Below are 14,479 nucleotides of genomic sequence, written 5' to 3'. Positions count from 1 at the left end.
AAGGCAGGGACATTAGCGGATGAGCGATGTGAAAGTGGGGATCATCATGGGCAGCCAATCGGACTGGCCCACGATGAAAGAGGCCGCCGATATTCTGGATGAACTGGGCGTTGCCTATGAGGCGCGTATCGTATCCGCCCACCGCACACCAGACCGCCTGTGGGATTACGGCAAAACCGCCGTATCGCGTGGCCTGCAGGTCATCATCGCTGGCGCAGGCGGGGCAGCACATTTGCCCGGCATGATGGCCTCGAAAACGCGCGTGCCGGTGATTGGCGTGCCGGTGCAGACCCGCGCGCTATCGGGTGTGGATTCGCTTTATTCCATCGTGCAGATGCCCAAGGGCTTTCCGGTCGCCACCATGGCCATCGGGTCCGCCGGAGGGGCCAATGCGGGGCTGATGGCAGCAGGCATTCTGGCGCTGCAGGACGCCGCGCTGGCGGACCGGCTGGACGCATGGCGCGAGGCGTTGTCGGCCTCGATCCCCGAGGCACCGCAGGGATGAGCCGCATCGGCCTGATCGGCACCGGCCATATCGCGGCCCCGATCGCGCGACTAATGGCTGCAAAAGGTCATGACATCTGGGTCACCGAGCGCAATGTGCAGGTCTCCTCGGCCCTGCAAGCCGAGCTTGGGGTCAGTGTGGGCACCCCACAGCAGGTGATCGACGCATCGGATATCGTTTTCCTTTGCCTGCGCCCTCAGGTCGCCACAGATGTGCTGACCCCGCTGACCTTTTGCGCCGATCAACAGATCGTTTCGGTGATGGCCGCAGTTTCACAGGCGCAGCTTTCGACGCTCTGCGCGCCTGCATCGGATTTCGTACAAACCATCCCGCTGGGCTTTTTGCAGACCGGAGGTTGCCCTCTGGCCGCCTATGGCAATGACCGCCTGCTGGCAGAGTTGTTCGAACCCGAGAACCCCGTGGTGAAGGTTGCGGATGAGGCATCGCTGAACGCCCATTTTGCCATCTGCGCCATGGTGCCCGGTCTGCTGGACCTGATGGCCACCGGGGCCGAGTGGTTGGCCCGTCAGACCGGCGACAAGGACGGGGCAGAATTCTATACCACGCAGCTAATGTCAGGCTTTCTGGCCGCGATGCACAAGGGGCAAGCAGGCCAGTTGGCAACCGAGCGCGACGCGCTGGCGACCGAGGGCACGTTAAGCCTACAGATGACGGATACCCTGCAGTCCGGGGGCGCGCATGATGCGTTGCGCGCCGCTCTGACCGCGATTGGCAAACGATTGGAGACCTGACGATGGCAGAGATGCTCACCCCCGGCGCAACGATCGGGATATTGGGCGGCGGTCAGCTGGGCCGGATGCTGTCAGTTGCGGCGGCGCGGCTGGGGTTCAAGACCCATATTTTTGAGCCCGGCGCCAACCCGCCCGCTGGTCAGGTTGCAGATCGCGTCACAACCGCTGCTTATGATGATGAGCAGGCGCTGAAAACCTTCGCGGATGCGGTCGATGTGATCACCTATGAGTTCGAGAACATCCCGACGCAGGCGCTGGATTTGCTCGAAGCGCACCGCCCGATCCGTCCGGGTCGTGAGGCGCTGCGGGTCAGTCAGGACCGGTTGACCGAGAAAGACTTCCTGCAAGGGTTGGGCCTTAAAACCGCAGCTTTCGCGGATGTCACGGATCTGAACAGCCTGCGCGACGCGGTTGATCAGATCGGCACCCCCGCCATTCTGAAGACCCGTCGTTTCGGCTATGACGGCAAGGGACAGGCTCGGCTGCGCAGCCCCGAAGATGCCGAGGCCGCTTTGGCCGATATGGCGGGCGCTCCGTCCATTCTGGAGGGGTTTGTGGAGTTCAGCCACGAGGTCTCGGTCATAGCCGCGCGTGGTCTGGACGGTCAGGTGGCTTGCTTCGATCCGGGTGAGAACGTGCACCGCGACGGAATCCTGCATACGACCACGGTTCCGGCGCGGCTGTCTCCGGCACAACGGACGGATGCAGTGTTGCTGGCGGCCAACATCCTGAATGCGCTGGATTATGTCGGCGTCATGGGGGTTGAGTTGTTCGTCACGCCGCAGGGGTTGATCGTCAACGAGATTGCGCCGCGCGTGCATAACTCGGGTCATTGGACGCAAAACGGCTGCGCCGTGGATCAATTCGAACAGCACATCCGCGCCGTGGCGGGCTGGCCTTTGGGCGACGGGCAGCGGCATTCGGACGTGGTGATGGAGAACCTGATCGGTCACGATATGGACCGTGTGCCTGATCTGGCACGCGAGCGCGACGTGGCGCTGCATCTGTATGGCAAGGCCGAGGTTAAGGCAGGCCGGAAGATGGGGCATTTTAACCGGGTTCTGCGCTAGGAGAATCGCGCGTGCCGCGCGATGCCTCCGGCGGGGATATTTTTGGCCAGATGAAGCTTGGATCAGCGCAGAAAACGGCTGGCGATTGCGCCGCTGAGATAGCTGATTTGGCCTGCGGACATGGTCAGCGCAACACGATGGGTTGTGGCATCCATAACGACCAGATCGGCGCGTTTTCCGTGCGACAGCTCACCGCGATCCGTCAAACCCAGCACACGCGCGGGACCTGACGAGAGCAGCGCCCAGGCAGTGGCCAAGTCGCACAGCCCCGATTTGGCCAGCATCAGCGCCGCGCGGCGCGGGCTGGGATAGTGGTAATCCGAGGCCAGCGCGTCGCACAGCCCCATTGCGATCAGGTCCAGCGCGCTGGCATTACCTTTGTGCGAACCGCCGCGCACAACGTTGGGTGAACCAAGAATAATATGGTCGCCACCTGCCCGGGCGGCTTCGGCAGCCTCGGGCGTTTCGGGAAACTCGGCGATGCCCACGCCACGCCTGCGCCATTCGTCGCGACCCTGCTGCGTGGCATCGTCATGGCTGCCCATGCGAATACCGCGCTCAGCTAAAGTCGCGCACAGTGCGTCCAGCGCCGCTGGCACCTCGGCCCCGCGTTTGTGCATGGTCTGCAGCATCTCCAGATGCTTTTCGGGACTACGCCCTGCCTTCAAAGCCTGCCCAGTCAGACGCGGCGGCGTACGTCCCTGCGCCAGACGGTCATGCGGCAGATGGTCGTTGAAAACCACATAAGGAACGCGCCAGTCCCTGATCCGGCCCGGCAGGTCCGGGTAATCATCCAGCATATGGGTTTCGAAACGCAGCTGCGGGATCAGATCGGTGACAAGCTCGGCCTTTACCGAGTCAATCGCGGTAAACACCTGCGCCGCGAAATCAGGCCCCCGCACACCGCCTTCCCAGCTATAAAACTGCGCCATCACCGCGGTCGTGATCCCGTTGGCGGCAAGCTCTGCTTCGGCTGCAACGATCCCCTCACCCATCTGTTTCATCGCACCACGGCGCGGCGCGATGTGGCGTTCGAACCCGTCGCCGTGCAGATCGATGATGCCAGGCAAAACACGGTACCCCGCAAGGTCAACCCGCCGCCCTGCTGCGCTGTCTTGCACAACCCCATCGGCAATCGACAGATCGGCATGGGTCAGGCCAGCGCCCGGCAGCAGAACCTCTGCCCCGGTGAAAGTCAGGTCCAGCTTCGTCATTGCGACGGCTCCGAGACAGGTTCCGAGCAGTCCTGCCCGATACAGATCTGATCGATGATGCCCTGCACCCCGTCGAGCCAGGTGATCTCGGGAGAGAAACGACCGAATTCAATGAAATGAAGTGTCTGGGCCATGACCTGCGGGTTATTCATCATAAAGGTATGGGTCACAGGCAAGACGATATGATCGAGCATGCCCTGAACCCGTGTGGTCTCGACCGAGACCTTGCCATCGTCTGGCCCGTCGATCAGGGATGAGAACACAGGGTTCAAAGAGTTCTCGCCAGCAATCACGCCCAGATCAAAATCCACGGGCGGCAGACGCCGCGGGATACCTTCGGGACCGGTCCCAAGTGCCAGACCGGCGGGGCCATGCAGCATGCCGAAAACCTCCCATGCACCCAATTCATCCACCAGCTGGCTCCCTTGATTCGGCGGCCCCAACATGACCACACGACCAAGATTCTCGGGCGTATGATCCTGCAGCCAATAGCGCAGTAGGATGCCACCCATAGAGTGCGCCACGACATTGACTGTGTCATCGCCACAAGCCGCAAAGGCGTCGGGCAAGGTCTGGTTTGCAAGCTCTGGAATCGGCAGGTCGGTCGATGGGTATCCCGGCCTGACGACGGTGTAGTCATGGGCGCGGAACAGCTGCTCCATCACCGCGAAAGACGCCTCGGTACGCGCAAGCCCATGCAGCAGCACGACACATTTTGCCTGCGCCGCGATGGGGACGATGAGCAACACTATGACAATCAGGAATTTCATGCCCGCCAGATAAGCCCTATCCGGGCCTGAGGGAACCCCTAGCCTCGGTTCAGGCGCACCACCGCCAGTGCAATTCCACCCAACACCAATCCCGCCCCCAGTAACAGGCGCAGGCTGGCCACTTCGCCCAGTAGCACCACCCCTGCAGCAATGGCGATGACCGGGACACTGAGTTGCACGATGGCTGCCACGGCGGGGACCAACTGCGGCAGCACACGATACCACAACGCATAGCCCAACCCCGATGTCACAGCACCCGACAGCGCGGCCAGCCCGTAGCCTGCCGCGGTCATCTCCCAGGCCCCACCCAAGGCAAGCAAGGCCGCGCCGGTTACTGGCAACGCCACGACGAAGTTGGCCGCTGTGCCCGACAGCGCATCGGGCTCAGACCGCCCGGCGATCGAATACGCCGCCCATCCGATCCCCGCCAAAGTCATAAGACCGGTCCCCACCGGGTCCACCTGCAGGGCTCCTGAAGGCCACAAAACATAAACCAGCCCGCCCAGCGCAATGACCGCCCCCAAAACCTGCCGTCCCGACGGGGCAGCGCCGGAAGCGGCCCCAGCCGCGAACATGGTGATCTGCACGACGCCGAACAGGATCAGCGCGCCCAACCCCGCATCCAGAGTCAAATAGGCAACTGAAAATCCGATCATATACAGCGATAGCGACCCTGCCCCCACGAGTCTTCGCCTGCTGAGAACAGGGACCGAACCACCCCTCAGCAGCACCAAGCCAGCCAACACCACGGCGCCACTCAGCACCCGAACGACAGCAAACCCCGCCGGGTCACTGGCCCCGCTGTCAATCGCCAGACGGTTCAGAATGGAATTCGCCGCAAAGGCGCACATGGTCAGGGCGGTCAGCAAAAACAATCGCATACCAACCGCATAGCCGTTTCGGCAGCGTTTGCACACTCACTTTCCCACAGCCCAGACCCGCCCAGCCTTCATCTTTTCAAAAATACTCCCGCCGGAGGCATGACCGCGCAGCGGGCATTCCAAACGCAAACGGGGCCGCCAAAAGGCGACCCCGCTCGTAAGCACTATGGCCTAAGCAGCTTACATCATGCCGCCCATGCCGCCCATGTCGGGCATGCCACCGCCAGGCGCCGCGCCTTCTTTGGCGGGCTTGTCGGCAACCATTGCTTCGGTGGTAACCAGCAGGCCAGCAACCGACGCCGCGTCTTCCAGAGCGGTACGGACAACTTTGGCCGGGTCGATCACGCCGAACGAGAACATGTCGCCATATTCTTCGGTCTGCGCGTTGAAACCGAATGCTGCATCGGACGATTCACGGACTTTGCCCGCAACAACCGCACCGTCAACACCTGCGTTCTCGGCGATCTGGCGCAGCGGCGCTTCGATGGCTTTGCGAACGATGTTGATACCCGCGTTCTGGTCAGCGTTTGCACCTTCCAGAGTTTCCAGTGCTTTACCGGCCTGAACCAGAGCAACACCACCCCCGACGACAACGCCTTCCTGCACAGCAGCGCGAGTTGCGTTCAGAGCATCGTCCACACGGTCCTTACGCTCTTTCACTTCAACTTCGGTCATGCCGCCGACGCGGATCACAGCAACACCGCCTGCCAGTTTGGCAACGCGCTCTTGCAGCTTCTCACGGTCGTAGTCCGACGAGGTTTCTTCGATCTGAGTGCGGATCTGAGCAACACGTGCTTCGATCTCGGCTTTCTCGCCAGCACCGTCGACGATGGTGGTTTCGTCTTTGGTGATTTCGATTTTCTTGGCGGTGCCCAGCATGTCCATGGTGACGGACTCGAGCTTCATGCCCAGATCTTCGCTGATCACCTGACCGCCGGTCAGGATGGCGATGTCCTGCAGCATGGCTTTGCGGCGATCGCCGAAGCCCGGCGCTTTGACAGCAGCAATTTTCAGGCCGCCGCGCAGTTTGTTGACAACCAGAGTCGCCAGCGCTTCGCCTTCAACGTCTTCCGCGATGATCAGCAGCGGCTTCTGCGACTGGATCACCTGCTCGAGCAGCGGAACCATCGGCTGCAGCGAGGACAGTTTCTTTTCGTGCAGCAGGATCATGCAGTCGTCGAGCTCTGCGATCATCTTGTCTGCGTTGGTGACGAAGTAAGGCGACAGGTAGCCACGGTCGAACTGCATACCTTCGACAACATCGGTCTCGGTTTCCAGACCTTTGTTTTCTTCAACGGTGATGACGCCTTCGTTGCCAACCTTCTGCATCGCGTCTGCGATCTGCTGGCCGATTTCGGCTTCGCCGTTGGCAGAGATGGTACCAACCTGAGCAACTTCGGCCGAGTCTTTGACTTCGCGCGAAGCCGACTTGATGCCTTCAACAACCTTGGCGGTCGCCAGGTCGATGCCACGCTTCAGGTCCATCGGGTTCAGACCCGCTGCAACCTGCTTCAGACCTTCGCGCACGATGGCTTGGGCCAGAACGGTCGCAGTGGTGGTGCCGTCGCCAGCTTCGTCATTGGTGCGGCTGGCGACTTCTTTCACCATCTGCGCACCCATGTTTTCGAACTTGTCTTCCAGTTCGATTTCCTTGGCAACCGAAACACCGTCTTTGGTGATGCGCGGCGCGCCGAAGGATTTGTCCAGAACCACGTTGCGGCCTTTGGGGCCCAGGGTCACTTTAACCGCGTCGGCCAGAACATTTACGCCTGCCAGCATGCGGTTACGGGCATCGGTGTCGAATTTGACGTCCTTTGCAGCCATGTCGTTTCTCCTTGAGAAATAAGTTTGGAATGAAGATCAGAGTGAAGCGCGCGGGCTTACTCGATGATCCCCATGATGTCGCTTTCTTTCATCATCAGCAGCTCTTCGCCGTTGACCTGAACCTCGGTGCCCGACCATTTGCCGAACAGGATCTTGTCGCCAGCTTTGACCGCCATTGCGATCAGCTCGCCGCTGTCCTTGCGTGCGCCTTCGCCGGTTGCGACGACTTCGCCTTCGCTGGGCTTTTCTTTTGCGCTGTCAGGAATGATCAGGCCGCCTGCGGTTTTCTCTTCGCTTTCAACGCGACGAACCAGCACACGGTCATGAAGCGGTTTCAATGCCATCTTTGCAGCTCCTTGGGCTCAAAGTTTGTTAATCCTCCCCTCGCCGATTGGCGGGGCGTTAGCACTCAAGGTCATCGAGTGATAACGACGCATAGCTAGGGGGTCACCCGCGGTGAGTCAACAAGATGTGAGAGATTTTTTCACCAAACAGCTCAGTCGGGCTGATCCCAGCTGTAGGCCCAGTGTTTCAGGCCCTCTCGCCCGGCTTCGGTCAAGCAATAGACACCCTTTGCAACCTTGTTGAACCAACCATAGTGATTGTCATACATCACACGGGTCGCAGTACTGACGCCGGTGGCTTGCGCGACTGCGGCGCCTTTGGTCGCACCATGTTCCGCCAAATGCGCCGCGCATTTCAGCGCGTCCTGACGATAGGCAGTCACGATTCCATGCCGGGTCGCACCGCCGGAATTCGGATCGCCTTGCAGCCGCTCAAACTCGCGCAGCAGACGCTGGGTTCGGGTCTTGCTTTTGCGGGGCGCGTAGGATCCCGGATCGCACTGCACCTCGACCACGCCATCTGCGCGCACGGTGATCAGCCCCAGACCCAACCGGCGGCACAGCGCCAGATTGTCCTTCAACGCCCGGCGCGCGCTACGCCCCGTGGGCTTACACACCCCAAGATAGACCTGATCGGTCACCTTCAGCCGCGTGATCGCCTGATGAAACAATGCAAGGCTGAACCTCAGCTTGAGTTCCACGATAACAGGTTCTCCACCCTCGCGGATGGCGACGATATCAGCGGCACCCACCTCGCCCTTGACGGTATAGCCTTGCAGTTCCAGCAGGGCTTTGATTGGGAGATAGAGGTCCTGTTCGCGCTTCATGCCGCCATGCTATGCGGTTTCGCGCGGATTGCCAGCCGCTGGACACATAGATAAGTCTTGGTCAAGAAATCAGCCCCAAGAAAGAGACCCAATGCGCTTGCTCAGCCTTTGCATCGGCCTTCTGTTACCCCTCACCGCGCACGCCGCCTGCGAAGGGCGTGACCTGAGGCTGGACCTGTCGCCCGAGATCAGGGCCGAACTGGATCAGACCGTCAACGCGATTCCCTTCCCCGAAGGCAATCACTGGATTGCGCAGAAGGGCGATACGGTCCTGCATCTGATCGGAACCCTGCATACCAATGACCCTCGCATGGGGGCCGTGATCGACCGTCTCACCCCGACCCTCAGCACCGCCGATGCCTTCTATTTCGAAGTCACGCAGGCCGAGATGGACGCGTTCGAGCGCGATCTGGCCAATGATTTCAGCCCGGTTCTGATCACCTCTGGCCCCACGCTGATCGACCTGATGCCCGAGGAAGACTGGGCCGCGCTCTCTGCCACTCTGGCCGAGCGCGGCATCCCGGGCTGGATGGCCGCCAAGATGCGCCCATGGTTCCTCAGCATGATGCTGGGCATCCCGCCCTGCCTGATGGATACCCCCGATTTCGACCGCGGTATGGATACGCGCCTGACCGAACTGGCAGAGGCCCACGACATCCCGCAATTCTCGCTCGAGCGTATCGAAGACCTGATCGCCATGTTCGACAGTCACTCGCTTGAGGAGCAGGTTGCCTCGCTGACCAGACTGGCCGGCGCATTGCAGGCCGGCGATGATCAGATGATCACCATGGCCAACACCTATCTCGACGAACAGCACGCCCTGATCATCGAGCTTGCCAAGCTGCAGGGCCTTGAGGCATCAGGGCTGACGCCAGAAGAATTTGACGCCGAATGGCAAAGCTTCGAGGATCAATTGTTGGTGCAGCGAAACGCCAACTGGATGCAGAAGATTCTCGCCATGAAAGATCAGACAGTCGTGATTGCGGTCGGGGCTGGACATCTGAACAATGAGTACGGGTTGCTGAACCAATTGCAGAACGCCGGATACACGTTGGAACGCGCCCCTTTCTAAGATTTCAGACCAAGGGTCGCAGCAGGTCGGCTTGCGGGTGACAAGCCCGATCGACCGCCCTATAAGGCGCGCAAATCCACATTCCTTCAAGGCGCAGACATGACAATCCAAGTTCTTGGTCACAAATCCCCCGACACCGACTCGACCGGCTCGCCCATCCTCTGGGCCTGGTATCTGAACGAGATCAAAGGCGAGGCAGCCACTCCGGTTCTGCTGGGTGAGCCCAACACCGAAGCCAACTTCATGCTGCAGCGCTGGGACCTGCCCAAGCCGCAGATCATCGAAGACGTGGCCGAAGGCGCGCCGGTTGTCATCGTCGACACCAATAACCCTGCAGAGCTGCCCGCCAGTATCAACAGCGCCGACATCCGCGCGATCATCGACCACCACAAGCTGGTCGGTGGTCTGGAAACCAAAGGCCCGATCGATATCACCGTGCGCCCCTTGGCCTGCACGGCCACCATCATGATCGACCTGATCGGCGACGATGCTGCCAAAATGCCCGACGCGGTCAAGGGCGCAGCCCTGACCTGCATCCTGTCGGACACGCTGGAGTTCCGCTCGCCCACTACCACCGCGCATGATCGCGCCGTGGCCGAGAAGCTGGCCGCCGATCTGGGACTGGACGTATCGGCCTACGCCGCCGACATGTTCGCCGCGAAATCTGATGTATCGTCATTCTCTGATGCCGAGCTGATCCGCATGGACAGCAAGGAATACGAGGTCGACGGCACCAAATTCCGCGTCTCGGTCCTGGAAACCACCGCACCGGGCGTTGTGCTGGACCGCAAAGACAGCCTTGCAGCATCGATGGTCGACGTGGCCAAAGAAGATGGTGTGGATCAGGTTCTGCTGTTTGTCGTCGACATCCTGAACGAAGAGGCCACCTTGCTGGTGCCCAATGATCTGGTGAAAGGCGTCGCCGAAAAGAGCTTCGGCGCCTCCGTCCAGGGCGACGTCGTCGTCCTGCCCGGTATCATGAGCCGGAAAAAGCAGATCATCCCGAACCTCAAGGTTTGATCCCAATCCCACAGGGCGTCCCAAGCGGACGCCCTTTTCTTTTTGCGAGGCTCTGCCTCGCGCTCCGGGATATTTTTAGCCAGATGAAGTGCGGACCCCCTGCTTCATCTGGCCCCAAAATATCCCGGGGGAGACGCGGCTTGCCGCGTCGGGGGCAGAGCCCCCTCTGGCCAAACAAGGCCAGCTCTGCCATAGGCTTGGGTATCTCACAGCAATGCCACATGAGGGGCCTATGACCCGGATCATCTCTTCCCTTGCCGAAATCTCAGACAACTACAAAGCGCTATTCGTCGATCTGTGGGGCTGTGTGCACAACGGTATCACTGCTTACCCCGAGGCCGTGGCCGCCTTGCAGGCGTATCGGCAGAGTGGCGGTCTTGTGGTGCTGGTCACGAACTCTCCCAAACCACGTGCCGGGGTGGCTGAACAGCTTGCGCAGTTCGGTGTTCCCAAGGATGCCTATGACACGATTGCAACCAGCGGCGACTCGGCGCGGTCGGCGATGTTTCGAGGAGCGGTGGGTGAGAAAGTCTATTTCATGGGCGAGTGGCAGCGCGACGCTGGCTTCTTTGAGCCCCTGAAGATTCTGGATCATCCAATTCACATCGAGCGCGTGCCGCTGGATGAGGCCGAAGGCATCGTGTGCTGCGGTCCGTTTGATCCGATGGCCGATCCGGCAGTGAACCGGCCTGATTTTTTGTATGCCAAGCAAAAGGGCATGAAACTGCTCTGCGCCAATCCAGACATTGTTGTCGACCGGGGTGAGATCCGGGAATGGTGTGCGGGGGCGCTGGCGCGGCTTTATACCGATATGGGCGGCGAGAGCCTGTATTTCGGGAAACCTCACCCTCCGATCTACGATCTGGCGCGCCGAAGGCTGACGGCGCTGGGCGTCGATATCGGGGATTCCGAGATTCTGGCCATCGGCGATGGGCCCCAAACCGACATCGCGGGCGGGATGGGCGAAGGGATTGATACGCTGTTCATCACCGGCGGGCTGGCAGCAGCAGAGACCAAAACGTCGCACCACCCCGATGAGGACGCACTAAGATACCACAATGAAAAGGAAAATATAAATCCGACCTTCTCTATCGGTCGCTTGCGTTAGTCAGAAAAAGCTTGATTTTCTGCAGTTGCGAAGTAATAAAGTTGCCGAAGGGTGACTTATGATGGACTTTTGTTACCCGCAAGATCTCGAATGAGGGCGACATGTTGGACAACCTTCCGCGCGGAACGATTTGTATCGAAGACATTGAAATGGGTATGTCCCGACACCTGCGTAAGGTGGTGACGGACGAGGATATCGAGATGTTTGCCGAGGTCTCGACGGACCGCAATCCGGTGCATCTGGACGATGACTATGCCCGTGACACGATCTTTGAAGGCCGCATTGCGCATGGGATGCTGACAGCAGGCCTGATCTCGGCGGTGATCGGAGAGCAACTTCCGGGACATGGCACTGTCTATATGGGCCAGTCGCTGAAATTCCTCGCCCCGGTGCGCCCCGGCGATATGGTCTATGCCGAGGTCAAGGTGATCGATATCGACTTCTCCAAGCGCCGCGTGAAGCTGGATTGCCACTGCGCGGTCGATGGGAAAAAAGTCTTGGTGGGTGAGGCGATGGTGCTGGCCCCCAGCCGTAAATTCGACTGATCCCCCGCCTGATCCGATCTGCAGCTTGAACCTGCCGGGCAGTCCCGCTAGGCAATCTTCATGCAGATCATACGTGACTTCCAGTTTGTCGAGCCAGAAGACCGTGGTGCCAGCGTCGCCATAGGGAATTTTGACGGGGTTCATCTTGGGCACCAATCCGTCATTGAACTTGCGCGCAATGCTCACCCCGAGGCTCCGCTGGGTGTGATGACCTTTGAGCCGCATCCGCGGGAGTATTTTGCCCCCGATGCCCCGCCCTTTCGCCTGATGCGTGGCAATGCCCGTGCGCACCGGTTGCAGAAACTGGGCGTGCAGAAGCTTTATGAGTTGCCGTTCAACGCCGCCTTGGCCGGTCTGACGCCAATCGAATTTGCCCGGAACGTGATTTGCGATGGGTTGGGTTTGGCGCATGTGGTCGTTGGCGCCGATTTCTGCTTTGGCAAAGGGCGCAGCGGCACGCCGCAGGACCTGCAACAGTTTGGCAACGAGATGGGTTTCGGTGTCACGATCGCCCCTTTGATGGAACGGTCCGAGAATGTGGTGTCGTCCACCGCGATTCGGACGGCCTTGTCCGAGGGCCGGCCGCGCGATGCTGCCGCAATGCTGGGGCACTGGCATCGTATCGAGGGCAAAGTTGTTGGCGGAGAACAGCGCGGTCGCGAACTGGGTTTTCCAACAGCGAATATGTCGATCGAGGGGCTGCACCCGCCGAAGTTCGGCGTTTATGCCGTGTTGGTCGACGTGCTGGACGGCCCGCATCGGGGCAGCTATCGCGGGGCGGCGTCGGTGGGGACACGGCCCATGTTCAACGGCGAGGTCCCCAATATCGAAACCTTCCTGTTCGATTTCTCGGGCGATCTGTATGGCGCAACGCTCTCGGTCGGGTTGGTGGAATACTTGCGCCCCGAGATGACCTTTGACGGCCTCGATGGGTTGATTGCCCAGATGAGCGACGATTGCACCCGCGCCCGCGCGCTTTTGGCTGCCCCATGAGCAAAGACCCCATCGACCGTACGGGGCTGACCCCGCGTTTTTGGGAGCGTAAGCCGCTGCAGAAGATGAACCCGCGCGAGTGGGAGGCGCTGTGTGATGGGTGCGGCAAATGCTGCCTCAACAAGCTGGAGGATGAAGACACGGGCGAGGTTGCCCTGACCTGTGTCGCATGCCGCCTGCTGGATGACGAAAGCTGCCGCTGCACGCAGTATGACATCCGGCATCAGTTCGTTCCAGAATGCATCGTGATGCGCCCCGACAACATCGACAGCCATGCCTATTGGCTGCCACAGACCTGCGCCTATCGGCTGCTGTGGGAGGGCAAGCCCCTTTACGACTGGCATCCGTTGATATCTGGTACGCCGGACAGCGTTCATGCCGCAGGCATATCCGTGCAGGGACGCACCGTATCTGAATTCGAAACCCCCTTGGAAGAGTGGGAAGACTATATCATAGAGGAGCCGAGCTGATGCATTTTGCCTCTGACAATTCCGGGCCTGTCCACCCCGAGGTACTCGCCGCTTTGGCCGAAGCCAACCAGGGCTATCAGATGGCCTATGGCGCGGACACTCTGATGAATGAGGTGCGCGATCGCATTAGAGGTATTTTTGAGGCTCCCGGCGCGGCGGTGTATCTTGTGGCGACGGGGACGGCGGCGAATTCTCTGGCTTTGGCCACGCTGTCGCAACCGTGGGAGACGGTGTTCTGTTCCCCCGTGGCGCATATCCATGAGGATGAATGCAATGCGCCCGAGTTCTACAGCGGGGCCAAGCTGACCCTTGTGCAAGGTAGTGACAAGATGAGCCCCGACGCGCTGCGTCAGTCCATCGAAGGCGAAGAAACCCGCGGCGTGCACGGGCCGCAACGAGGTCCGGTTTCCATCACGCAGGTGACCGAGCGCGGGTCGGTCTATACGCTGGAAGAACTGCAGGCGCTGTGCGGGGTGGCCAAGACGTATGATCTGCCTGTCCATATGGACGGGGCGCGGTTTACCAATGCTTTGGTCGCTCTGAACTGTTCTCCGGCAGAGATGACGTGGAAATCCGGTGTCGACGCCGTCAGTTTCGGCGGGACCAAGAATGGGTTGATGGGCGTCGAGGCGGTGGTGTTCTTCGATGAAAGCAAAGCCTGGGAATTCGAGCTGCGCCGCAAACGCGGAGCGCATTTGTTTTCCAAGCATCGCTATTTGTCGGCGCAGATGGCCGCCTATCTCAGGGACGATCTTTGGTTGAGATCGGCCCGTCAGGCAAACGCCAACTGCGCGCGTCTTGCTGGTGGTTTGCGCGCCGCCGGGGCTGCGTTCTTGCATGAACCTCAGGCCAACATGATCTTTGCGCGCTTCCCGCGTCGTCTGCATCGCAAGCTGCACGACGCAGGTGCAATATATCACCTATGGGGCGACACGTTGGAGGGCGCGGATGAAGATGAGATGCTCGCGTGCCGTCTGGTGTGTGACTGGTCTATATCGGCGGATCAGATCGATCAATTTCTGGGCTTGTTGTAAGGGAGTTGGGGGCTCTGCCCCCGTCGCAGCAGGCTGCGACTCCCCCGGGA

Annotated in this window: 16 protein-coding genes; 10 read left to right on the top strand and 6 right to left on the bottom strand. The window is 60.4% G+C overall.

All coding sequences use genetic code 11. The features are described 5' to 3' along the window. The first annotated feature begins 19 nt into the window (after positions 1–19). From purE to ACR3EN_RS09630, 3 genes are read left to right on the top strand one after another with little or no spacing between them, the layout of a single operon-like run. Positions 20–505, top strand: a complete 486-nt coding sequence (gene purE / locus ACR3EN_RS09640; protein WP_480530909.1) for a 5-(carboxyamino)imidazole ribonucleotide mutase — start codon at positions 20–22, stop codon at positions 503–505. Next, the gene (locus ACR3EN_RS09635; RefSeq protein ID WP_480843523.1) at positions 457–1,257 is read left to right on the top strand and encodes an NAD(P)-binding domain-containing protein; all 801 of its coding nucleotides are present in this window, start codon (positions 457–459) and stop codon (positions 1,255–1,257) included. The genes purE and ACR3EN_RS09635 overlap by 49 nt, the downstream gene beginning before the upstream one ends. A gap of 2 nt (positions 1,258–1,259) precedes the next feature. After that, complete coding sequence (locus tag ACR3EN_RS09630) at positions 1,260–2,327, top strand: 5-(carboxyamino)imidazole ribonucleotide synthase (RefSeq protein WP_480823061.1); 1,068 nt, start codon at positions 1,260–1,262, stop codon at positions 2,325–2,327. 62 nt (positions 2,328–2,389) lie between these two features. On the opposite strand, the gene ACR3EN_RS09625 is transcribed toward ACR3EN_RS09630, so the two are convergent. The 6 genes from ACR3EN_RS09625 to ACR3EN_RS09600 all read right to left on the bottom strand — a co-directional run bounded on the left by ACR3EN_RS09625 (position 2,390) and on the right by ACR3EN_RS09600 (position 8,187). Continuing rightward, positions 2,390–3,541 carry an alpha-D-ribose 1-methylphosphonate 5-triphosphate diphosphatase gene (locus ACR3EN_RS09625; protein WP_480823063.1) on the bottom strand — a complete coding sequence of 384 codons (1,152 nt, stop codon included), beginning with the start codon at positions 3,539–3,541 and terminating at the stop codon, positions 2,390–2,392. Continuing rightward, positions 3,538–4,311 carry an esterase/lipase family protein gene (locus tag ACR3EN_RS09620; protein WP_480823065.1) on the bottom strand — a complete coding sequence of 258 codons (774 nt, stop codon included), beginning with the start codon at positions 4,309–4,311 and terminating at the stop codon, positions 3,538–3,540. The genes ACR3EN_RS09625 and ACR3EN_RS09620 overlap by 4 nt, the downstream gene beginning before the upstream one ends. A 38-nt stretch (positions 4,312–4,349) precedes the next feature. After that, positions 4,350–5,192, bottom strand: a complete 843-nt coding sequence (locus ACR3EN_RS09615) for a DMT family transporter (RefSeq protein WP_480823067.1) — start codon at positions 5,190–5,192, stop codon at positions 4,350–4,352. Positions 5,193–5,372: 180 nt separating this feature from the next. Then, a complete protein-coding gene (gene groL / locus ACR3EN_RS09610; protein ID WP_480823069.1) occupies positions 5,373–7,016 on the bottom strand; it encodes a chaperonin GroEL in 1,644 nt (547 codons plus the stop codon). Positions 7,017–7,072: 56 nt separating this feature from the next. Then, a complete protein-coding gene (gene groES, locus ACR3EN_RS09605) occupies positions 7,073–7,360 on the bottom strand; it encodes a co-chaperone GroES (protein WP_010441779.1) in 288 nt (95 codons plus the stop codon). 152 nt (positions 7,361–7,512) lie between these two features. Beyond that, positions 7,513–8,187: a DUF2161 domain-containing phosphodiesterase gene (locus tag ACR3EN_RS09600; protein WP_480823071.1), complete on the bottom strand. Its 675-nt coding sequence runs from the start codon at positions 8,185–8,187 to the stop codon at positions 7,513–7,515. 91 nt (positions 8,188–8,278) lie between these two features. On the opposite strand from ACR3EN_RS09600, the gene ACR3EN_RS09595 reads away from it, so the two are divergent. The 7 genes from ACR3EN_RS09595 (at position 8,279) to ACR3EN_RS09565 (ending at position 14,429) form a co-directional block, all read left to right on the top strand. Further along, complete coding sequence (locus tag ACR3EN_RS09595; RefSeq protein WP_480823073.1) at positions 8,279–9,259, top strand: TraB/GumN family protein; 981 nt, start codon at positions 8,279–8,281, stop codon at positions 9,257–9,259. Positions 9,260–9,358: 99 nt separating this feature from the next. Next, positions 9,359–10,279: a manganese-dependent inorganic pyrophosphatase gene (locus tag ACR3EN_RS09590; protein ID WP_480870608.1), complete on the top strand. Its 921-nt coding sequence runs from the start codon at positions 9,359–9,361 to the stop codon at positions 10,277–10,279. A 232-nt stretch (positions 10,280–10,511) separates the two neighbouring features. Continuing rightward, the gene (locus ACR3EN_RS09585; protein ID WP_480823077.1) at positions 10,512–11,387 is read left to right on the top strand and encodes an HAD family hydrolase; all 876 of its coding nucleotides are present in this window, start codon (positions 10,512–10,514) and stop codon (positions 11,385–11,387) included. A gap of 101 nt (positions 11,388–11,488) precedes the next feature. Further along, complete coding sequence (locus ACR3EN_RS09580) at positions 11,489–11,932, top strand: MaoC family dehydratase (protein ID WP_480823079.1); 444 nt, start codon at positions 11,489–11,491, stop codon at positions 11,930–11,932. A 60-nt stretch (positions 11,933–11,992) separates the two neighbouring features. After that, positions 11,993–12,925 carry a bifunctional riboflavin kinase/FAD synthetase gene (locus tag ACR3EN_RS09575; protein WP_480823081.1) on the top strand — a complete coding sequence of 311 codons (933 nt, stop codon included), beginning with the start codon at positions 11,993–11,995 and terminating at the stop codon, positions 12,923–12,925. Then, positions 12,922–13,395: a YcgN family cysteine cluster protein gene (locus ACR3EN_RS09570; RefSeq protein WP_480823083.1), complete on the top strand. Its 474-nt coding sequence runs from the start codon at positions 12,922–12,924 to the stop codon at positions 13,393–13,395. The genes ACR3EN_RS09575 and ACR3EN_RS09570 overlap by 4 nt, the downstream gene beginning before the upstream one ends. Next, a complete protein-coding gene (locus ACR3EN_RS09565; protein WP_480823085.1) occupies positions 13,395–14,429 on the top strand; it encodes a threonine aldolase family protein in 1,035 nt (344 codons plus the stop codon). Before ACR3EN_RS09570 ends, ACR3EN_RS09565 begins: the two co-directional genes overlap by 1 nt. The last annotated feature ends 50 nt before the right edge of the window (positions 14,430–14,479 follow it).

This window comes from Ruegeria sp. G7, assembly GCF_056535465.1.
Note: the sequence above shows the minus strand (reverse complement) of the source record. Positions and strands in the feature narration are given on the sequence as shown.